The following is a 22,422-nucleotide window of genomic DNA, read 5'->3' as shown; positions in this document are numbered from 1 at the left end:
TGTTTGAAAAGTGAAAGGATTTTGTAAAAAAATGGAGAAGTATAGAAGTATAATAGAGCGTTATTATTGAAAATTTTTAAAAATTTGGGAACAAAATCAACTGTTTAAGAGTCTTAGTGAAGAGAGTGGGAGTGGAAATTCCTGCTAATTTAAGTCTCATTTTATGTAGTAAAGGAGTCAAGACTATGAAAAACGTAAAAGTAGTGATGATTTGCATTGCATTCAGCAGTATTTTTTTAGGAGTAACCGCATGTCAAGACAAACAGGAAAATAAGATTAGTGAAGCACTTAAGGCAGAACTTGTTGCCTTTGTTGAAATAATGGATGAGAATATAGAAAGAAATGAATTGATTTATCAAAATCTATCTAAAGAATTCATAGAAGTGAGCCAAGTACTAGAAGCATTTTTCCCCGAAGATGAATATATTGAATCCATAGAAAGACTATTTGACCAAATCACAATACTGGAAAATCAGGGACAAATGACAAAGGAGACAGAAAAAATCATTCTTCAAGCCTACTTCATGTATCAGGTCGGTTCAATCCATCAACAAAAAATAATTGAAAAGACATTAAAAAAAGTAACGGAGAGACAAGGAAAAACAAGAGGACTTGGGTATTCCGTGTCTATTCCCACAACTCATTTAAAACAATATCATCTAGTAGAAAAGGAGTTAGAAGACATTCAGAAAAAAAGTATACAGGAAGTAGTAGAGTACTATGAGGAAATCAAGGGTGGGCTCAGAATGCAATTAGGTAATTAAAGGGGTTTAAACTTCTCAAATGTTGGCGATATTTTAAAGGTCATCACTATATTGAGGAGGCGTCAATATGAGGAAAAAGTCTTATCGGTTAATCCTGCTCATTATAATGGGCTTTCTTTTTTTTGTTGCATGTAGTGGGGAAAAAGAAATAGAAGAAGCTGCTATTGCCGTTGAGACCATAGTGGTAAAAAAGGAAGCTATCAGTCAATGGGTAACCTTAACGACTAAGCTTGACGCGGATGAAACAGCAATGATTATTCCCAAGACCCCTGGAATAGAAGTAACCAAGTTAACAGTGGGACTAGGAGAACGGGTTGAAGTAGGGGACCTCTTATTTGAACTAGATAAAACCATCGTACGTAAAGAGGTTGAGCAAAGAAAAATTGTCTATGCTCAGGCTCAGCGTAATTATGAACAACAAAGAAAGCAAGCATTAGAGCCCAATGCACCTCAGTTCACCCAAATGTCCTCGGAAAATGCCAGTAGTCAACTAGAACAAGCTAGAATGGCTTATGTCAATAGCTTAGAACAATTAGAAAAAATGATGTATTTTGCACCTATTAAGGGGATTGTTTCTCAACTAAATATACAATTGAATGCAATGGTTTTAAATGATCAGCCGGCTATTATGATCAGTAACCCCGCAATATTAAAGGGGAGAATCCAAATCTCCCAGGATTTAACGTCTGATTTGTATGTGGGACAGCAGATTAAAGTAAGGGTTTTGGAACAAGAGAAACCAGGAGAAATTAGTGCGATCAATCCAGTTGTTGATCCAAGATCTAATCTTCATGTTGTGGAGATTATTGTGTCCAATGAAGACGAGGAATTAACAGTGGGAGCAATCAGTAAAATACAGATTGAAAGAATAAGACGAGAAGATACCTTAGTGATTCCTAGACGGACGGTATTAACAGAAGGGGAAAAGAACTATGTTTTTGTGGTCAATGGAGAAATGGCGCAAAAAAAGGAGATAACCCTAGGCATTATGAATGAGGATAAAATAGAAGTTTTATCAGGGTTAGTAGCTGAGGATAGGGTCATTGTAAAGGGACAGCAGTATGTACAAGATGACACATTCATTCGGGTAGTCAGGAGTGATGACCAATGAGAGTATCAAAGTGGGCTGTCAATCGCTACATATCTGTTTTGATGGTCATCGCTGGGTTACTTCTTCTGGGTGGGGTATCCCTATCGAGACTCCCTATGGATTTACTGCCTCACATTAGTATACCCGTTGCTGTTGTTTCAACACAATACCCAGGGGCCGGTCCATTAGAAATAGAAGGTCTTGTGACACGACCGGTTGAAGAAGCGGTAGCCACTGTTCATAATGTAAAGAATATGTCATCGTCTTCATCGGAGGGGAACTCTATTGTTATCATCGAGTTTAACCAAGGAACAGATATGGATTTTGCTACATTACAAATGAGGGAAAAAATTGATTTAATCAAGGGTTTTTTACCAGACGAAGTGACGGATCCAATGGTATTGAGGATTGACCCCAATGCATTGCCCATCATGGTACTGGGATTGAGTGGAACTGAGGATTTAAGCGAGTTGCAATCCATTGTTGAATCCCAAATCAAGCCAAAGTTTGAGCGTCTAGAAGGCGTGGCTTCTGTCAGTGTGACAGGTGGGTATGAAGAAGTAGTTGAGATCGAAGTAGACCCCAATGTATTGACTTCTTATGGAATCACCATGGAGCAGATTGCCACAATAATTCGGGCAGAAAACATTAATTTACCCGGTGGCGAGATTCAACAAGGTGGACAGAATATACTTCTTCGAACAATAGGAGCCTTTGAAAATATAGGGGAAATTGAAAACCTACCCATTCTTTTACCAACAGGGATCAGGGTTTATCTAAAAGACATCTCCCAGGTCCAATTGACCACAAAGGACATCAAACATATTGCAAAGGTCAATGGGGAACCAAGTATCCGTATCACCATCCAAAAACAGCCCGTAGCCAATACGGTGCAGGTGGCCAATCGAATCAACCAGACAATTCAAGTACTTGAAGAAGAAATAAAGGGTATTCAAATCGTATCGGTCATCGACCAATCAAGATTTATTACAAGATCCATTGGTAATGTGGGGAGGACCGCGGCCTTTGGAGGGGTATTAGCAGTTTGTATCCTCTATTTATTTCTAGGAAATGTAAGAACAACCCTTGTCATTGCCTTATCTATTCCCATCTCAATCGTCACCACCTTCGCCTTGATGTATTTTTCAGGTATGACGTTAAACCTACTTTCTTTAGGTGGATTTGCATTGGGAGTGGGAATGCTTGTGGACAATGGTATTGTTGTTTTGGAAAATATTTATCGGTTCCGAGAGGAGGGAAATGACCCAGAACAATCGGCTATCCTGGGAACTGAAGAGGTGGCAATGGCGGTAACAGCCTCTACTCTGACAACACTGGCAGTTTTTCTGCCTATTGTTTTTGTTGAAGGAATGACTGCACAGGTTTTTAGAGAGATGGCATTAACGGTGACATTTTCATTATTGGCGTCACTAGGTGTTTCCCTAACATTGGTTCCGATGCTGGCATCTAAGCTAATGAAAAAAAACAGAGTGAATGGAAAAAGGACACCTCAGCAGGTTTTAGGGATATTTCATCGTTTCTTTAAATATATTAATGAAAAATATGGGAAAATCTTAAGCTGGAGTTTAAGTCATAGAAAAACAATACTATTTGTCACATTTCTTATTTTTACAGTGGCGATTCTATTGGCCTCAAGCATGGGAGCAGAATACTTTCCATCATTAGATGAAGGTACATTTTCTGTAAATATCCGATTGCCTCAAAGTGCTACGCTACAGGAAACAGAAGCCGTCATGGATGAAGTAGAAGGGGTTTTGACGGAGTATGAAGAAATAGAAGTATTATTTACCAATGTGGGAGGTGGAGATGTCATGTCTACTACCTCTACTGGAAGTCCTAACCGTGGAAGTATCGATGGACGTTTGGTAGCAGCCCGACAAAGGAGTATGACATCCTTAGAGCTAGTAGATGAAATACGGACCCGATTGGCAAATATAGCAGGGGCTGAGATTTCAGTTTCAGCGGATTCATTTATGTTGGGAGCAGGCTTTGGGGGCGCAGCAGTGGATGTCTCCATCAAGGGTGATGATCTTGAAACATTAGAATCAATCTCTAGGGATTTTATTGAAATCATTAAGGGCGTTGAAGGGACTCGGGAGGTCTCATCGAACTTCACACAGGCTCGTGAACAAATTGAAGTTCATATTGACCGAGAAACAGCTTCTTTTTATGGAGTACAAAGTGTTCAGGTGGCAATGGCCCTTAGAAACACATTGACAGGAATCACTGCTACTAGGGCAAGGATTGAAGGTAAAGAGGTAGATGTGTTAATTCGAGGAGAAAACTACCTGAGAGAAAGTACTGAAAATATCATGCAGTTACAAATGCCTACCCTCATGGGAAGCCAAGTGCCAATCGATCAACTGGCTGAAATTCGAAGGGGACAGGGACCAAATGTCATTAGAAGAATGGATCAAGTGAGAAATATTAGCGTTCGTGCTGCTCTCTTTAATCGGAATTTAAGCAGTGTTGTGGCGGATATTGAGGAGAAAATAAAGGATTATTCATTGCCAGCTGGATACAGTTATGAATTTAAAGGAGAAAATGAGCAGTTAGAGGAAGCCATCGACAATTTGACACTTGCTGTTATTTTAGCAATAATGTTGGTATATATGATATTAGCAGCACAATTTCAATCATTTTTGCATCCTTTTACGATTATGATGTCTGTCCCTCTGGCTTTTTCTGGTGGTATTATTGCACTATTTCTAGCTGGGATTTCAATTAATGTGCCTGGCGGAATCGGTGCAATTGTGTTGGCAGGTATTGTTGTCAATAATGGTATTGTTTTAATAGACTATATCAATACCTTGAGGGACCATGGAACTCACCAGAGGAATGATTCGATTATCATAGCAGGAAAAACCAGACTCAGACCCATTATGATGACAACATTGACAACTGTATTAGGATTGTTACCCCTGGCCATCGGCTTTGGTGAAGGGGCGGAAGTACAACAGCCCATAGCTGTGGTTGTGATTGGTGGATTAAGCTTAGCAACCCTCCTCACTTTGGTTGTGATCCCAGTAATGTACTCTGTATTGGATGATATAGCAATAAAAGTTAGAAAAGAGCGTTGATATAGTGAAATTGAAGGCATCGAAAAGAAAACAACCAGGCGAAACAGACCATTATATTGCCCGGTTATTTTACTGGAGATGACTATGTATAAAGGATGTGGACATTGTGATGGTAGGCGTATGTTTTATGACAGTAATGATGTATGAACCCAATTCTCTAAAAGAAAAACGTCATATTCTGAAAAGCATCATTGAACGAATCAAGTCAAGGTTTAATGTATCAATTGCTGAGGTGGGTCAGCAGGATAAATGGCAGATAGCAGAAATTGGATTTTCATGCGTCAGTAATAGTCGGAGACATGCCGATGAAATGATTAATGAAGTCATTAAATTCATTGAACGAGATGGTCGAGTAGACATTACCCAATGTGAGGTGGAAATTTCTTAGGCATTGGAAATGCTTCAGGAAAAGGAGTCGAAAAATGAGAAAAATACGATTAAATAAAGAAGAAAGAACAGCGGTACTGGCAGAGCTTAAGAATATGTACCCCAATGCAGAGAGCGAATTGAACTTTAGAAATCCTTTTGAACTATTGATTTCTACCATCTTAGCAGCGCAATGTACAGACAAGAGAGTCAATCAAGTCACCAAGCCATTGTTTGAAAAGTATCCAACACCAGAGCGTATCTTAACCTTGACGGAAGTGGAGCTAGGGCAATGGATCAAAAGCTGTGGCTTTTATAACATGAAGAGTAAAAATATTTTAGCTACCTGTCATCTATTGATGGAGAAACACGGGGGAGAGGTTCCTGAGGAACGTGAAGCCTTGATGGCATTACCTGGGGTAGGACGGAAGACTGCCAATGTGGTAATTAGCAATGTATTCGGCCAGGATGCCATCGCTGTGGATACCCATGTGTTTAGAGTTTCCAATAGACTAGGATTGGCACATTCGGATAATGTTGACGATACTGAGCAAGACCTCATGAAAAGTATCCCAAAAAGCATGTGGTCTGACGCACATCATTGGATCATTCTTCATGGGCGGCGAATCTGCAAAGCCAGACGTCCTCTTTGTGAAGAATGTCCCTTGACAACCTATTGTCTACATTATAAAAAGATGTCTACATAGACATCTTTTTATAATGTAAAAAAGGAAATTTGTCTTATGATGGCGAAATAGAGATAATAAGTATAGTAAGGCATCGGAGATGTCTAGGATTGAAAGGATGTATTCAATGGTAAATGATAAGCTAGAGAGAGGATCACTTGTTTTTGCCCTAGATATAGGGACTAGAAGTATTATAGGAGTATTGGGTCAAATGAAAGATGAAAGGCTGGTCATTAAGCATACAGCCATGACATTTCATAAGAAGCGTGCCATGATGGATGGTCAAATCCATGACATTGAAGCAGTGGCCCAGGGGGTTCAACAGGTAAAACAGGAGCTAGAAGAAAAGGCCCAGGTTTCCCTCCGGGAAGTAGCCATTGCAGCAGCGGGGAGGTCCTTGAAAACAACGGGCATTCGTGTGGATCTAAAGGTTGATCCTAACCAAAGCATTGATCAACACATGGTAGAGAGCTTAGAGATAGAAGGTCTTCAAAAAGCACAAAAAGCATTGGAAGCGGAAATGGGTATGGATTCGGATTATTTTTGTGTAGGACACACTGTGATGTACTATTACTTAAATGATGGGATGATTGGAAATCTTGTAGGACATCGAGGAAATCAGATCGGTGCAGATCTGATTGCAACCTTTCTTCCGCGGATCGTTGTGGACAGCCTCTACACAGTCATGACCAAGGTTGGATTAGAGGTTGATTACATAACCCTAGAGCCTATCGCAGCCATTGAAGTGGCTGTGCCTCAAAATGCTAGGCTTTTAAATATTGCCCTAGTGGACATTGGAGCAGGAACATCGGATATTGCCATTACAAGGGATGGCACTGTTGTGGCCTATTCCATGACATCTACTGCAGGAGATGAAATTACAGAGGCAATTGCCAAGGTGTATCTATTGGATTTTGACGAGGCGGAGCGGTTGAAATGCAATCTATGTCGTGAGGGAATACAGCGATTTAGAGACATTGTTGGGATGTCCTATGAATTAAAGACAGAAGAAATTTTAAATGAGATTAAAGAATCAATTGAATTGGTAGCCCATGAGATATCAGCTCATCTACTACAGCAAAATAGCAAGGCACCAAGTGCCATTTTTCTGATTGGTGGAGGAAGTCAAATTCCCGGTATCCCTCAAATGATTGCTAAAAAATTAGAAATGGCAACAGCAAGGGTGGTTGTTAGAGGAATTGATACGATTCAATCATTAGATTGGAAGGAAGACTTTTTAACAGGGCCTGAAGGGATTACTCCCGTAGGGATATTGGCCAAGGCCATTAATAATCGAAAAGAAGATTTTATTGAGATCCAAATCAACCAACAGCGGATGAAACTGTTTCAAACGAAAAATCTAAAGATCTCAGATGTCCTAGTGCTTGCAGCTTTTAATCCGAGAGATTTGATTGCAAAACGAGGCGAATCCATAGAAATTAATGTGGAAGGCAAAAAACAAATCATATATGGCGAATACGGTGAGTCAGCTAAAATATTTATTAATGAGCAAAGTGGGAGTCTAGATAGTCGTATTAAAGACGGGGATCAGATTAAAGTGATTTCTGCTGAACCCGGTAAAAATGCCCGTTGCACCTTGAATGATTTGTGTAAAGAAATAGTGGTTGATACGACAAAAAATCATATGTTGGTTAATGGTGAGAAAGTTAGTTTAAGCACATTACTTAAGACCGGAGATGAAATACGCTTTAAAAAAAGAGACACAGGTCACACCCAGTCTCATTTGGAACAAGAGAGACAACAAGCGCAAACCTCTGGACAACAACAACAACAAAAACAAGATAAAGATCAAGAACAAAATAAGAAAGGATTGACTGGGGTGAAGGTCTACTGCAATGAAGAACCAGTGATACTTCCCCAAAGAGAAAAAGGATATATTTTTGTAGATGTTTTTGACTTTATTGACTTTGATCGTACGGAGGTAAAGGGAAAACTAATTCTTAAACATAATGGAATGATTGCAAATTATATGGCTCCCCTACAGGAAGGAGATCAAGTCGCAGTATATTGGGAAAAATGATACAACAGTCACCCTAAGGGCCTCTTAAAAAGGGTCCTTTTTAGTTGGAAAAAGAGGCGAATGAATATGACTTTAGATACATAATAAATAGATAATAAGAATAAAGTAAGGTGAGACAAGTTACAGTAGGGGGAGGATCATGTGAAGACTAATTTTGAGGGCATAGATAAAAGAAAAGCTTTTCTATGGGGGGCTGGACTGATATTAATTGTTATTGTCATTGGCCTTATTGCCATGCTGGCATTGTCTTTCAACAGTGGAAAAATACACCCTCACATCTATATTGAAGAGGTGGATGTGGGGGGATTATCTAAAGAAGAAGCATTAGCTAAGATTCAAAAGATATATGATAAAGGGGTCAGTGAAAATCAATTACAATTGCATTTTGAATCTCAAGAATGGAAACGCTCATACCAGGAATTGGGCTATACCTATTTGTATGAAGAAGCCGTAGCAGAAGCTTATGGGGTAGGAAGAAGTGGTAGTATAATAGAACAATTGAAACAGATCATGAGAACAAGAAAAACTGCACCGGTGATTAGATTAAGAGGAAAACATCAGGGGGAGAAGGTTGCGATCTTAATAGGTGAGATCAGATCTGAGGTGGACAAAGAACCCATTAATGCAAAAATTAAACGAGAAGAGGGTACATTTGTGATTACAGAGGAAGAGGTAGGAGTCCAAGTAGATCAAGTGCTACTTAGAACTAGGATTAGGGAGGCATTAGCAAGCTCCTATAGTGGCATCCTTCCTGTTCCTGTAAAGCATGTGTTAGCTTCTGTGACAAGAGAAGATCTAAAGGTCATTGAAGTTACCATAGGTGAATTTGCCACTAATTTTAATGCTCAACAGGAGGGGCGGACAAAAAATATTGAGATTGGGTCCAGTAGTATCGATGGCACTTTGATTATGCCGGGAGAAATCTTTTCATTCAATGAAAAAACAGGACCAAGAAGCGTGGAAGAAGGATATCAGGAGGCACCAGTGATCCTGGCTGGTCGATTGGTACCAGGGGTAGGTGGCGGGATCTGTCAGGTTTCAACTACCCTATATAATGCTGTGATCCGAGGAGACTTAGAAATTGTCAATAGACAAAATCATTCATTGCCAGTGAGCTATGTTCCATTGGGCCATGATGCCACAGTGGCCTACGGGTATCTAGATTTTGAATTTAAAAATTCAACAGAACACCCCATCTATATTGAAAGCACAGTACTAGGAAATCGTCTTGAGGTGCGAATATTCGGAAAAAATGTGCCCCCCTATCAAGTGAGATTAGCATCTGAAATAGTAGAACGGATTAGTCCAACTAGAGAAGTGAAGCAGGACCCAAACCTTTTGGTGGGGGAAAGGAAGGTCCAGCAGGAGGGAAAACAGGGGTATCGGGTTAAGACTGACAAAGTTTACTACGAAGGAAACCAAGAAATAAGGAGAGAACAAATCTCAACAGATTATTATCCGCCTGTGAAAACAATTATAGCTGAAGGAACAAAACCTCGGCCCCAAAGAAGTGAAGCAAATCAAGAAGATATAGAAGAGTCGAGGGAATTAAAGGAAGCTGAAGAAATACCAGAGGACAGTGAGGTAAGTGAAGAATAAGTATTATTATGACCATGGGTATGAAAACCCATGGTCTCTTTCAAGATTGGACATAGAATTTATCTGCGTAATTTGGTATAATGGTTTTACAACAATAATAACTAGAGTGAGGTTTTATGGTGGATAATGCAATTTTCTATGACAAAACAATAAAATGCCCAGTTTGCGACACACAGTTTGAGACAAAACGTGTACGGACGAGAAAATTAAAGGCACTAAAAAGACATGATGATTTTTTTGTTTCCTACGAAGGGGTCAATCCTTTTTACTATCATGTTTGGATTTGTCCCCAATGTGGATACAGCGCTACAGAGAGTGGCTACGAAGAAAAGTTGACAAAGGCCCAGAGAGATTTTTTATATGCTCAGATAGCGACAAAATGGAAACAACGGGACTTTGGAAAGGTGAGAACATTTGAAGAGGCCCAGGAAAGCTATAAGCTAGCATTGATAGTAGGACAACTACTTAAAAAGCCTAAGGCTTATATTGGTGGGCTTTGTTTAAGCTTAGCTTGGCTCCATCGAGAACAAAACAGTTCAAAGGAGAAAGATTTTTTACAGTTTGCCTTAAATTGTTACAGTGAAGCCTATGAGACGGAGCCGCTTCCCTTGGGAAATTTAGATGAAATTTCGGTATCATACTTATTAGGAGAGTTAAATAGACGACTGGGTTATTATCCTGAGGCCATTCGATGGTATGCTAAAACATTAGAGCATCCTGATATCAAAAATAAAAGAATGATTCAGCTTAAATCAAGAACCCAATGGCAATTGGCCAAGGAAGAATATGATCTAAATAAGAGAGGATAGCACCCTATGGGTGCTTTTTTCTTATATTAAAGCATAGATTATAGTAAAAATATTTATGGAGGGGAATTATGAGGAAAAATCCTAAACCACCAATGATTTTTCTGCCAGGGTTAATGGGGTCAATGGGAAGAGATATGATCCCGGGAACAGGGGACTGGAGCTTCGGAGTGGCTCGATGGATTTATAAACCACTCATTGATGGACTAGAGCAAAGAGGATATGTTTTAAATGAAGATTTGTTTATTTGCTATTATGACTGGAGAAAGGAATCCCATGAGATTGTTGACAGGTATTTAAAGCCAATGCTAAGGAAAGCAAAAGAAAAGTGTCCAGGGCAATCAATTGATATACTCTGCCACAGTAGGGGAGGAATCGTGGCCAGGAGCTATATACAAAGCGGAGAGTATGACTATGACATTGGGAATTTAGTCATGATTGGAACACCCAACGCCGGTGCCATTGATGCCTATTATTTTTGGTCAACGGGAGAAATGTTAAATGATCCTAATCAAAAAGATAATCTCTATGACATGATAAAAAGAGGATATATGTGGATTCTAAGAAAATTATTGAATATTCCCTGGGGAATAGAAAACATCCATGAAATCCATCAATCATTTCCCGCTATACAAGAGATGCTTCCTGCATTGGACTATGGAGACATCTTATATTATAGGAATGGATTTGGGGATTTGAAGCATATCCCAAGACCCTGGATTCGGTATCATAATTTTAAACTTGATGAAATGAATCAAGCCATCGCCCTGCGACATCTAAGAAATCGAGTGGAAGGGATCCATGTGATTGTAGGAACCAATGTAGAAACAAATGAATGTTTATTAGTTGATGGTAAAAAATTCATCTATGAGAATCAAGAGGTCATTGTTGATCATACTGTCACCTATAAAGGAGATGGGACTGTAACAAAAAACAGTGCCCAGTTACCCCCTTTCGATTACTATGAAATAGAAAAGAACCATCATCAAATGGTGGGAGCCTCCCTAGAGATATTGCAAGAGATTTATGGGTTAGACATAATTGATAGTATAGAGGAGGATGAGGTTTGCGAAACATTACATTTTATTTTTCATTACCATCATCGCTTAAAGATTGAAAAGAATGGCAAGCTACTTTTAGTCTATCAAGATAAAAAAGTGAACACTGAGTATGAATACATTTCAGAAGAGTTCGGAGAACGATATGTCTGGATAGCTCTAAAAAATATACCAGGGGGTATTTATACAGGTGAAATGATCACAAAGGATACTGATTTAGAGAAATTAGATTTTATCATTATAGGGAATGGTGTGGAAGAGGAATTGAAAGGAAGAGAGATCTTGAGACAGGACCGTGCTTCTGTGCAGGTGACATTTACATTTGAAGTCACTAACTAGAAGGGCCAATATAGCTATTGCCTATGAACTATAAATTTGATATGATAAGGATGAATTAAATCGAATTGGTGCTTTATCAAAGCTTAATAGGGAAAGTGGTTGAAATCCACTACAGCCCCCGCTACTGTAAGTGAGGATGAGTCCAGCAAAACCACTGATTGTGTCAATTGGGAAGGTGCTGGGTGTCAGAAGAATCACAAGTCAGGAGACCTGCCAACCCTAATTCCAAACAAACCTTCGGAGGGAAGGGTGGATCCTGCTGCTTGTATATTATTCCCTTACCTAATTTTAGGTAAGGGTTTTGTTTTTTGAAGAATTTGAAGAACTAAACTATTAATAAAAGGGGTTTGCTCATGAGTGGAAAAAAACTTGTACTGGTTACTGGTGGCGCTAGAAGTGGGAAAAGTAGCTTTGGAGAGTCATTATTGAGGGAGAAACAGGGAAATATATTATATATTGCCACTGCCCAAGCCTTCGATGAGGAAATGAAGGAACGTATCAAGCATCACAAAATACAAAGACCATCCCATTGGATGACCCATGAAGGGTATGAAAATTTAGGTCCGGTCATAAGTGTCTTGGGCGGTCAAATAGAAGGGGTACTACTAGACTGTGTCACAATCATGGTGACGAACTTAATGTTTCAACTAGAATCCAATTGGGATGAGGTGGGTACAGAAAGAATTCATCAGGTGGAGAATCACATCCAAGCAGAGGTAAAGACCTTGCTAGATACAGTAAAGGGCTTAGAGATACCAGTCATATTCATTACAAATGAAATTGGTATGGGAATCGTCCCAGAGAATAAGCTTGCGCGGATTTTTCGGGACATTGCAGGAAGGGTTAACCAAATGATTGCCAAGGAAGCAGACCAGGTTTATTTAGTGACATGTGGGATATCACAACGGATCAAATAGAAAAATACAAGGAGGGTTATAATGAGTAAAAAGCTAGAACAAGGATTAATACATATTTATACAGGTGATGGAAAAGGAAAGACGACAGCTGCACTGGGTCAAGGAATGCGAACAGCTGGGGCCGGCTATCGTGTACTCATGGTACAGTTCTTAAAAGGAAATGAAACTGGAGAGTTAAATAGTATTGAGAAGCTGGGAGAAGGCTTTGAAATCATGAGATTTGGACCTATCAATAATTTTTATCGAAATCTAAGTTCAGAAAGACGGGTAGAGGTAAAAGAAGATATTGGACAGGGAATAGAACAAATTGAGGTGCTTATGATAGCAGATGCATATGATTTGATTATTCTAGATGAAATCATGGCTTCGATCTATTTGGATATTGTCTCAGTTGAGGCTATTATCAGTCTCATAGACAAAAAACCCAATCATGTTGAATTGATTTTAACAGGCAGACAAGCACCAGAAGTTTTGGTCCAACGTGCAGATTATGTGACGGAAATGAAAATGATCAAGCATCCCTTCGAAAAAGGGATTATATCTAGGGAAGGTATTGAACATTGATATGAATCGATTTATTAGTATTTTACAATTCTTAACACGAATTCCTATCAAAAGGGATGTTCCTATGGAGGAAGCATTTCACAAAGGAATTATCTATTTTCCAGTGGTGGGGGGCATTATTGGTGCACTGCTCATGGTAGCCTATCGAGGCGCTTCTCTATATCTAGCACATTCTTTATCTGCTCTATTAACCGTGGGATTTTTTGTTTTTCTTACGGGAGGCCTACACCTAGATGGATTGGGTGACACATTTGATGGACTGTACAGTAATCGTAATAAGGAAACCATACTGGAGATTATGAAGGACAGTAGACTGGGAACGAATGGTGTCCTAGCTATGGTATTTATCCTACTTCTAAAGCTTTACGGAATCCAGGGATTAGGAGAACATCAAATCTATTGGGGAATCATACTGATGCCAGTAATGGGAAGACAGGCTATCGTATATGGCTGTTATCGAACAATCTATGGTCGAAGCCAGGGCTTAGGACATCTCTTTATTGGAAAGGTCAGTAAAAAAGAGCTATTGATCAGCAGTTTGTTGACCTTTATCTTGGCGGCCATGCATTTGCCTAGTCTTATTTTTGCTCTTCTGCTACCCATAGGAAGTCAATTATATAAAGGGCATGTAATGAAGAAAATTGATGGCATGACCGGGGATACATTAGGATCCCTATGTGAGTTGACTGAAGGATGCTATTTATTATTTATCCTTTTGATTACTGGGGCAGGATTGTTCTAAGGAACCCGAGGAAAGGAATCGTAGGTGGATGATAATGAAAAGAAGGGGTGCGTAAATGACTCGAATTTATTTGATACGGCACGGGGAAACCCAGGATAACTATGAAAAAAAGCTTTGTGGTTGGATTGATGGGCCTTTAAATCAATTAGGAAAAATTCAAGCCGCTGGCTGCGGAGAGGCATTGAGAAACATAAAAATGCATGTCATTTATACCAGTCCCCTAAAGCGTGCCTATGAAACTGCAGAGGCAATTAGAGGGGAACGACAAGAAGAAGTCATTGTTGTAGAAGAGCTTAAAGAGCTCCACTTTGGAGATTTGGAAGGATGGACCATGAAGGCAGTACAAGAAACACATCCAGATATTTATAATGGAATTAGAACTGATTCAGTAAATTTTCAGTTTCCCAATGGGGAAAGCATGAAGCAAATGCATGAACGAGCAACCAAGAAGATAGAAGAGCTGATTGAGAAACATCCCAATGAAAATATTGTGATTGTGGCACACTCCGGTGTACTCCGAAGTGTGATTGCACATTTGATAACGGGCAAAATTGATCATCATTGGAGTTTTAAAGTAGATCATTGTAGTATTTCAATAGTTGAGAAGGTTGGAGACATGTATGTTTTAAACAAGCTCAACCAGGACAGACATCTAGTGTAACGAGGAGGCCTAATGAATGAAAAACAAAAAAATACTTTTGTTAATAATAGGAGTACTTTTAATGATAGGGCTCTTCACAGGCTGTGCAGCACAACAGGAAGAGATTACTGAAGGAGAAATCCCTGAAGAGGTCCTGGATGAAACAGAAAAGAGATATCCCTTAGAAATAACCGATGGGCTAGGATATGATATTATTATTGAAGCAAAACCAGAGCGAATCATCTCCATTTCACCAAGTCAAACAGAAATTTTGTACGCCCTAGGACTAGGTGATCGACTTGTAGGGGTGTCAGACTACTGCGATTATCCTGAAGAAGCCTTGACAAAGGAAAAAGTCGGAAGCTCTTGGACTGTTAATGTCGAGCGAATTATTGAATTGATGCCAGATGTTGTTTTTACATTTGGAGATAGCCAACCTGAAGCAATGCAACAAATTGCAGCCGCTGGTATCACCGTGGTGAGGTATGTGCCAGAATCCATCGATGAGATTTTTGAAACAATGAGATCCACAGGAGAAATCACAGATACAGTAGCTGAAGCAGAAAGTGTTATTGCTGAAATGGCAGAAAAAAGAGATGCCATTATCAATGCCGTGGCAGGACGCGAAACGATTAGGGTGTTTTATCAAATGTGGGACGAGCCTTTAATGACAGCAGGACCAAGCTCTTTTATTGATGAACTCATTGTTTTAGCTGGTGGTGAAAATATCGCTGGGGATGCACAAGGCGCTTATCCACAATATAGTGTAGAAGTCATGGTAGAAAAGGACCCAGAGGTGTTTTTAGCTCCTGCTCACATGGGTGATGAAACAGATTTAACAGAAGAACAAGAGCAAGAACTCATTAAGGAAATAAAATCAAGACCTGGATATTCAGAAATCACTGCAATTAAAGAAGATAGAGTTGAAGTGCTAGAGCCTAATGTGGTTTCGAGACCAGGGGCTAGGATTATAGAAGCATTCGAGGTCATTGCCAAGGCAGTACATCCTGATTTATTCTAATGTGAAAAAGGCCCCTCCTATGAAGTGGGAGTCCTGGAAATGAATCGGGCTACAATTCAGTGGGGGGCTCAAACTTCCCTTGGGTTAAGTCTCATATTATGGAGGCAAAAATGAAGGAATGGATGAAAACCTACCAAATATTTATTGCGTTACTGATTTTACTATTTATCGTCATGGTAGGGGCCTCAGTTATGGGAGCTGCTAGCATCAAAGTGATAGATAGTGCTAGAATCATTTTAAATCAAATTCCTATTTTAGGTAGATGGGTTACTCTAGACGGGATCTCCGAAGCTCATATTCGTATTATCACTAGCATTCGCCTGCCCAGGATGTTTTTAACACTATTAGTAGGTTTTGGTCTATCGGTTGTAGGGGTGGCATTTCAAGGGATGCTGAAAAATCCAATGGCGGATCCTTTTATTATTGGGACTTCCTCAGGAGCTGCCTTAGGAGCTGCCATTGCCATCCTATTTAAATTTAATCGAGTGATTCTAGGCTTGAGTATGACCTCGATTTTTGCTTTTATTGGGGCATTGGCTGCCACTTTAATTGTCTATCAGCTGGCTAAAGTAAAGGAAAAGGTGCCAGTGACCACCTTGCTCTTGGCGGGTATTGCAACGGGACAATTTTTTTCAGCCATCCTATCCTTTATCATGGTGCTTTCGACAAATGATGTGGCCACCATTGTCTATTGGACCATGGGAAGTTTTTCATCTCGAGGATGGAACCATGTTCAAATCGTTTTTATTCCCATTTTGTTAGGAAGTGCAGTGATCTATATATTGGCAAAGGATTTAAATTTATTATTACTTGGAGAAGATACAGCCCATAATACAGGAGTAGATGTTGAAAAGGTAAAGGGAATTGTACTGGTTGTAGGGGCATTTATCACTGCCTTTGCCGTCTCTGTAAGTGGGATCATCGGATTTGTTGGATTGATTATCCCTCATATTACCAGAATGATTGTGGGACCAGATCATCGGGTATTGATACCGGCCAGTGGACTGATTGGGGGCATTTTCTTGATCATGGCTGATACATTTGCCAGAACCATTATTTCCCCAACAGAGATTCCAGTAGGTATTATTACTGCCTTAGTAGGAGGACCTTTCTTTATATACTTATTGAGAAGGACCAAAAGAATGGCATAGGGTGAGGAGCGGCAAAATGGATACATCAATCAAAGTAAACCAACTAACCTTTCAATATAATGAGACAAAAATAATAGATAATTTAGAGTTCACCATTCAAAAAGGTGGATTTCTAACCATTATCGGTCCTAATGGCTCAGGAAAGTCAACACTACTAAAGAATATTGCAGCCAATCTCATTCCTATAAAAGGTGGCGTTGTATTAGAAGACAAACCATTGAAGGCATACTCCATTAAGGAATTAGCGCAGAAAATGGCAGTGGTACCTCAAAACACAGAGGTGCACTATGATTTTACGGTCTATGAAATCATTATGATGGGAAGACATCCCCACTTAAAACGCTTTCAAAGAGAAGGTCATGAGGATGAAAAGCGTGTCAAAGAAGCAATGGAATCAACAAATACATGGTTTTTAAAGGATCGAAATGTAAATGAGCTCAGCGGTGGAGAACGACAACGGGTTATTATTGCCAGAGCCCTAGCCCAAGAGCCAAGGGTGATTCTACTAGACGAGCCAACCTCGGCACTCGACATCCATCATCAAATTGAAATATTAGAATTACTTAAAAAGTTAAACAAAGAAAAGAAAGTCACAATTATCGCTGTGCTACATGATATCAATCTTGCTGCTAGATATAGTGAGGAGATTTTACTGCTTCATCAGGGAAAGAAGATTACCATGGGAAAAACAGAGGATGTCATTACGGTTGAACATCTACAAAAAGCATATGAGATGGATATGATGATTGATAGAAACGTATACACAGGTTGTCTACAGGTCCTACCCCTGTCTACTCGAGAAAAAAATAAGGACACGAAAGATTTACAAATTCACATTGTTTGTGGAGGGGGAACAGGAAAAGACCTAATACAAACCCTCAATGACCAGGGATATCAAGTGACAGCCGGTGTCTTAAATGTTGGAGATAGCGATTGGGAGTTAGGGAAGCTACTGTCTATAGAAATGGCTGAGGAAGAACCATTTAGTCCCATTAGTGATGAAGTCCTCCAAAGAGGCCATCAGCAGGCCCAGGATGCAGATCTGGTGATTTTATGTGGGGCTCCCATTGGAAATGGAAATCTGAAAAACTTAGAGATTATTAAAGAACAGCTAAATCAGAAGAAGCCAGTATATCTTTATGTCCAACCCTTTCAAGGAAAAAGATTAGATTATACTGGTGGAGAAGCAACAGAAATACTAGGTCAATTTATGAATGAAGGATTAATCAAAGTAGAGAGCATAGAAGCTTTATTAGATGTATTGGAGGGATGAAGTTTGGGAAAATCAATTATGGTACAAGGGACAGCTTCTTCTGTAGGAAAGAGCCTACTGACAGCAGCCCTTTGTCGAATATTTAATGAGGATGGTTATCGAGTGGTGCCTTTTAAATCTCAAAACATGGCATTAAACTCCTTCGTGACAGAAGAAGGCCTGGAAATGGGACGTGCCCAAGTTTTTCAAGCAGAAGCAGCAAGGATCAAGCCCCAGGTGAAAATGAACCCTATTTTATTAAAGCCCACAGCGGATAGCCATGCCCAAGTCATTATTCAGGGAGCAGTCCACGGAAATATGACAGCTCAGGAATATCACCAGTTTAAGCCCCAGCTAAAGTCTATGCTTCGGGATATTTATCTGGATTTGGAGACATCCAATGACATTGTGGTCATAGAAGGGGCAGGCAGTCCTGCAGAGATTAATTTAAGAGATCAAGACATCGTCAATATGGGGATGGCAGAAATTGCTGATAGCCCTGTGATATTGGTGGGAGACATTGATAGAGGCGGTGTTTTTGCTTCTCTATATGGGACCATTATGCTCTTGGAGGAATCCGAAAGAAGTCGCGTAAAGGGTATTCTGATTAATAAATTTAGAGGAGATCTAAAAATACTTGAACCAGGATTAAAAATGCTAGAAGAATTAATCAATATTCCTGTCATTGGGGTGATCCCCTATGAAAGATTTGATATAGAGGATGAGGATAGTCTGAGTGACCGATTGCAGCAAAAAAACCACCAAGAATCAGATATTTCTATTGCGATTATCAGACTACCCCATATTTCCAATTTTACAGATTTTCATCTTCTAGAGCAGATGGAAGGAGTTAATGTCAACTATATTGGACGAAACCAAAGCATAGGAAGACCTGATATGATTATTATCCCTGGCTCGAAAAATACAATTGGCGATTTGAAATATTTGCAGGAGGTAGGTTTAGCAGCAGAAATCATTGAAGTCCATAAAACGGGGACAATGATTTGTGGCATTTGTGGGGGCTATCAAATGCTGGGTAATCGCATTTTAGATCCCAATCATGTAGAGAGTCCTGAAGGAGAGATACAAGGATTAGGATTACTGGATGTGGAGACAAATTTTGAAAGTGAAAAGGTGACAACACAGGTGTCAGGAAAAATATTAGATCACAAGCTACTAGAGGAAATTGAATGTGGTGGGATTGAAGTCAAGGGATATGAGATTCATATGGGAAGAACTCTTCGAGGGGCAACCATTAAACCCTTTGTGAAAATTGAAGAAAGACTTAGCAAGCCTGTGGATGACTTCGATGGCGCCATTAATGAAGCTGGAACAGTATTTGGCACCTATCTACATGGGATTTTTGACGAAATTTCCTTAGTTGAAAAGATCATCAACGGATTATTAATGAAAAAAGGACTGCCAACTATTCAACAAAGAAATTGTTCCTTAGAGGAACTGAAGGACAGGGAATACAGTCGCCTTGCAAAGGTAGTTCGAGAAAATATAGATATGAAATATATTTACAAAATTCTGGAGGGTGAAGCATAATGATATTAATGAGTGCCTTTATCATCGATTTAATAATAGGAGATCCACAATGGTTCCCTCATCCAGTACGGCTTATGGGCAAGCTGATTCTCTTTCTTGAGAAACAATGTCTAAATAAGAAGAATAAAAAAGCCTCGCAGCTCATTGCTGGGGCTTTTGTGGCTTTCATCGTGATTGCATTGAGTTATATACTTACCAGTAGGCTTATTTACATAGGCTACCGTATACATCCAATCATAGGGGGCAGTGTTTCTATTTTTCTAGCATATACGGTATTGGCAACAAAGAGTCTAGATGTGGAAACAAGGAAGGTTTATCAGGCCCTAAAAGAGGGTAACTTATCATTAGCACGAAGAAATTTATCTTATCTTGTCAGTAGGCAAACCGATGAATTAGAGGAAATAGAAATTGCCCGTGGCGCTGTGGAAACCATTGCAGAAAATATTTCCGATGGCATTGTGGCACCGATGTTTTATCTTTTCATAGGAGGGGTTCCTCTTGCAATGGCTTATAAAGCTGTGAATACCCTGGACTCAATGATTGGATACCGAAATGAAAAATATGAGTACTTTGGCAAAGTAGCTGCTAGAGTAGATGATGTTGCGAATTATGTACCAGCTAGACTTGCGGTAATGTTTATTTCCATGGCTGCACTACCAATGGGGAAGGATTTTAAAAGAGGAGTGCAAACTGCCCTCCAGGACGGAAATAAACACAGTAGCCCTAATGCGGGATATCCCGAAGCTGCCATGGCAGGTGTATTAGGAATACAACTGGGCGGGATGAGTTACTACTTTGGGAAACTGGTTGAGAAACCAACCCTTGGTCAAGAAGTTGAAAAACTAAATCAAAAACATATTTTACATACGATTCATATGATGTACGCCGCTTCAACGGTGGCAGTGGTATTTTTTAGTATATTATCCATTGGATTGAGGGGGTAGGGCAATGAGACATGGTGGAAATATTGTTCAGGTAGAAAGAGAAAAATCCATTGGGGCAGGAAAAATTTTGGATTATAGCGCGAATATTAATCCCATGGGTGTACCTGAATCATTTCAAAAGATAATTCAGGAAAAATATAATGATCTATGTCATTATCCAGATATCGATTATCATCATTTGCGATTTGCCATAGGTCATTATTATGGTATACAAAAAGAAGATGTACTTGTAGGGAATGGTGCAGCACAGCTGATTTTTGATTTTATTCGAGTATTAAAGCCCCAAAGGGCATTGATTTTGGCACCGACATTCGGCGAATATGAACGGGCATTGAAGGCTTTTGATTGTGATGTCATTAGATACTATTTAAGGGAAGAGAACTCCTTCCAGATCAATATCGAAAGCCTGCTAGAATCCTTGACAGATTCTATTGATTTAATTATATTATGCAATCCTAATAATCCAACGGGAAATTTAATTTCAAAAGAAGATCTGAAGCGTGTGGTCACACATTGCGAGGATAAAAAAATAAAAGTAATGATAGATGAGGCTTTCATTGATTTTGTTGGAGAAAACGAAAGATCCAGTGTACTCAAATGGGTAGAACAATATAAGGAGTTAATTGTAATCAGAGCCTTTACAAAGTATTTTGGAATGCCTGGTATTAGACTAGGCTTTGGTGTATGCGGAGACAAAGGGGTACAAGAACAAATGACAGATACAATGATCCCTTGGAGTGTCAATACCTTTGCAAGTTTTTTTGGGGAAGTGCTTTTAAATGATAAAGTCTATGTAGAAAAAACAAAAAGCTGGCTCAAGCATGAAAAACCCCGCTTTATGGTAAAACTAAAGGAAATCAAAGGAATGAAGGTATACCCATCTACTGCTAACTTCGTTTTAATTAAATTAATGGATTCCAGTCTAAGCATAGATGAATTAAAAGAAAAGCTATTGGAGCGATATATTATGATACGGGATTGTTCTAACTTTCAAGGATTAGGGGAACAGTTTTTTAGGATAGCCATTAAAGATGAACAATCAAATGAAAAGTTTATACAAGTCTTAAGTGAAATTTTATCCTAAATTGTATAAAAAGAGCGTCTTCGACGCTCTCGCTAGATGAAACAACTAAGCGATCAACACAATTTAGCAAGCTAAATTGGTTGCCTGCTTATAGGAGACCCTAGGTTTCCTTCGACGACAGCCAAGCTGTCTGAGCACCTTCCTGAAGACGGGCAGGGGATTCCATCCCCTACAACCCCTCTTTTTTATACAATAGGAAAGCAGAAATTTCCTATTGTATAAAAAAAACACCTGTATGTTCAGGTGTTTATTGACAAGTAGGACAATGTCCATAAAAGCAAAACTGTTGTTTTTCTACTTTGTAATTTGATATTTCCTGAACCGAAGGAATTGAGTTTTGAAAGATTGAATTGTCTAGATCCTCCACCCTTGCGCATTGTGAGCAAATCAAATGTGAATGGACTTCGTTATTTCCATCATAACGAAAGCTGTTTTCTCCTACATTGATGACTTGAATTAGGCCTAAATCAATAAAAAGTTCTAATGATTTATAAATAGTTGCCAAACTCATGGTAGGATAGGCTGCTTCTAAGTCCTTATAAATGCTTTCTGCATTGGGATGATCCTTGCGTTTTTTTAATGCTTGAAAGACAGCTAATCTTTGCGGTGTAATTTTGCAACCCTTTGACTTTAATGTTTTTACTAATACCTCCATTTTACCACCACCTTTAAAATGAAAAAACTATTACAAACGATTTCGAACTAT

Annotated in this window: 20 protein-coding genes and 1 riboswitch; of the genes, 19 read left to right on the top strand and 1 reads right to left on the bottom strand. The window is 39.4% G+C overall.

Annotated features, from left to right (window positions below):
* The first annotated feature begins 185 nt into the window (after positions 1 to 185).
* The 19 genes from AMET_RS17850 to cobD all read left to right on the top strand — a co-directional run bounded on the left by AMET_RS17850 (position 186) and on the right by cobD (position 21,716).
* Positions 186 to 764 carry a hypothetical protein gene (locus AMET_RS17850; protein WP_012064714.1) on the top strand — a complete coding sequence of 193 codons (579 nt, stop codon included), beginning with the start codon at positions 186 to 188 and terminating at the stop codon, positions 762 to 764.
* Between the two features lie 67 nt (positions 765 to 831).
* The gene (locus tag AMET_RS17845; RefSeq protein WP_012064713.1) at positions 832 to 1,875 is read left to right on the top strand and encodes an efflux RND transporter periplasmic adaptor subunit; all 1,044 of its coding nucleotides are present in this window, start codon (positions 832 to 834) and stop codon (positions 1,873 to 1,875) included.
* Positions 1,872 to 4,955, top strand: coding sequence for an efflux RND transporter permease subunit (locus tag AMET_RS17840; protein ID WP_012064712.1), 3,084 nt, complete (start codon positions 1,872 to 1,874; stop codon positions 4,953 to 4,955). The genes AMET_RS17845 and AMET_RS17840 overlap by 4 nt, the downstream gene beginning before the upstream one ends.
* Positions 4,956 to 5,064: 109 nt before the next feature.
* Positions 5,065 to 5,343, top strand: a complete 279-nt coding sequence (locus AMET_RS17835) for a DUF503 domain-containing protein (RefSeq protein WP_242661494.1) — start codon at positions 5,065 to 5,067, stop codon at positions 5,341 to 5,343.
* A gap of 34 nt (positions 5,344 to 5,377) precedes the next feature.
* Positions 5,378 to 6,028: an endonuclease III gene (gene nth / locus AMET_RS17830; RefSeq protein ID WP_012064710.1), complete on the top strand. Its 651-nt coding sequence runs from the start codon at positions 5,378 to 5,380 to the stop codon at positions 6,026 to 6,028.
* 106 nt (positions 6,029 to 6,134) lie between these two features.
* Positions 6,135 to 8,048: a cell division protein FtsA gene (locus AMET_RS17825; protein WP_041721012.1), complete on the top strand. Its 1,914-nt coding sequence runs from the start codon at positions 6,135 to 6,137 to the stop codon at positions 8,046 to 8,048.
* A gap of 141 nt (positions 8,049 to 8,189) precedes the next feature.
* Positions 8,190 to 9,647: a VanW family protein gene (locus tag AMET_RS17820; RefSeq protein ID WP_012064708.1), complete on the top strand. Its 1,458-nt coding sequence runs from the start codon at positions 8,190 to 8,192 to the stop codon at positions 9,645 to 9,647.
* A 116-nt stretch (positions 9,648 to 9,763) separates the two neighbouring features.
* The gene (locus tag AMET_RS17815) at positions 9,764 to 10,456 is read left to right on the top strand and encodes a DUF2225 domain-containing protein (protein WP_012064707.1); all 693 of its coding nucleotides are present in this window, start codon (positions 9,764 to 9,766) and stop codon (positions 10,454 to 10,456) included.
* Between the two features lie 68 nt (positions 10,457 to 10,524).
* Positions 10,525 to 11,850 (top strand): lipase family alpha/beta hydrolase, encoded by a 1,326-nt coding sequence (locus AMET_RS17810; RefSeq protein ID WP_012064706.1) that lies wholly within the window; start codon positions 10,525 to 10,527, stop codon positions 11,848 to 11,850.
* Positions 11,851 to 11,899: 49 nt separating this feature from the next.
* Positions 11,900 to 12,082: riboswitch (cobalamin riboswitch) on the top strand.
* 121 nt (positions 12,083 to 12,203) lie between these two features.
* Positions 12,204 to 12,767: a bifunctional adenosylcobinamide kinase/adenosylcobinamide-phosphate guanylyltransferase gene (gene cobU, locus AMET_RS17800; protein WP_012064705.1), complete on the top strand. Its 564-nt coding sequence runs from the start codon at positions 12,204 to 12,206 to the stop codon at positions 12,765 to 12,767.
* 21 nt (positions 12,768 to 12,788) lie between these two features.
* The gene (locus tag AMET_RS17795; protein WP_012064704.1) at positions 12,789 to 13,331 is read left to right on the top strand and encodes a cob(I)yrinic acid a,c-diamide adenosyltransferase; all 543 of its coding nucleotides are present in this window, start codon (positions 12,789 to 12,791) and stop codon (positions 13,329 to 13,331) included.
* Position 13,332: 1 nt separating this feature from the next.
* Positions 13,333 to 14,073 (top strand): adenosylcobinamide-GDP ribazoletransferase, encoded by a 741-nt coding sequence (cobS, locus tag AMET_RS17790; protein ID WP_041721009.1) that lies wholly within the window; start codon positions 13,333 to 13,335, stop codon positions 14,071 to 14,073.
* Between the two features lie 55 nt (positions 14,074 to 14,128).
* Positions 14,129 to 14,734, top strand: coding sequence for a histidine phosphatase family protein (locus AMET_RS17785; RefSeq protein WP_012064702.1), 606 nt, complete (start codon positions 14,129 to 14,131; stop codon positions 14,732 to 14,734).
* Between the two features lie 16 nt (positions 14,735 to 14,750).
* Entirely contained in the window at positions 14,751 to 15,734 is a 984-nt protein-coding gene (locus AMET_RS17780) for an ABC transporter substrate-binding protein (protein ID WP_012064701.1), read from the top strand.
* Between the two features lie 98 nt (positions 15,735 to 15,832).
* Complete coding sequence (locus AMET_RS17775; protein WP_041721008.1) at positions 15,833 to 16,885, top strand: FecCD family ABC transporter permease; 1,053 nt, start codon at positions 15,833 to 15,835, stop codon at positions 16,883 to 16,885.
* A 16-nt stretch (positions 16,886 to 16,901) separates the two neighbouring features.
* Complete coding sequence (locus tag AMET_RS17770; RefSeq protein WP_012064699.1) at positions 16,902 to 18,158, top strand: heme ABC transporter ATP-binding protein; 1,257 nt, start codon at positions 16,902 to 16,904, stop codon at positions 18,156 to 18,158.
* 3 nt (positions 18,159 to 18,161) lie between these two features.
* Complete coding sequence (locus tag AMET_RS17765) at positions 18,162 to 19,688, top strand: cobyric acid synthase (protein ID WP_330368608.1); 1,527 nt, start codon at positions 18,162 to 18,164, stop codon at positions 19,686 to 19,688.
* Entirely contained in the window at positions 19,688 to 20,632 is a 945-nt protein-coding gene (gene cbiB / locus AMET_RS17760) for an adenosylcobinamide-phosphate synthase CbiB (protein ID WP_012064697.1), read from the top strand. Before AMET_RS17765 ends, cbiB begins: the two co-directional genes overlap by 1 nt.
* Before the next feature lie 4 nt (positions 20,633 to 20,636).
* The gene (gene cobD / locus AMET_RS17755) at positions 20,637 to 21,716 is read left to right on the top strand and encodes a threonine-phosphate decarboxylase CobD (protein WP_012064696.1); all 1,080 of its coding nucleotides are present in this window, start codon (positions 20,637 to 20,639) and stop codon (positions 21,714 to 21,716) included.
* Between the two features lie 247 nt (positions 21,717 to 21,963).
* Here the strand turns inward: cobD and AMET_RS17750 are convergent, their stop codons facing one another.
* On the bottom strand, positions 21,964 to 22,371 hold the full coding sequence (locus tag AMET_RS17750; protein WP_012064695.1) for a transcriptional regulator PerR: 408 nt from the start codon (positions 22,369 to 22,371) through the stop codon (positions 21,964 to 21,966).
* Between the last annotated feature and the right edge of the window lie 51 nt (positions 22,372 to 22,422).

Source organism: Alkaliphilus metalliredigens QYMF (assembly GCF_000016985.1).
Classification (GTDB): domain Bacteria; phylum Bacillota; class Clostridia; order Peptostreptococcales; family Natronincolaceae; genus Alkaliphilus_A; species Alkaliphilus_A metalliredigens.
Note: the sequence above shows the minus strand (reverse complement) of the source record. Positions and strands in the feature narration are given on the sequence as shown.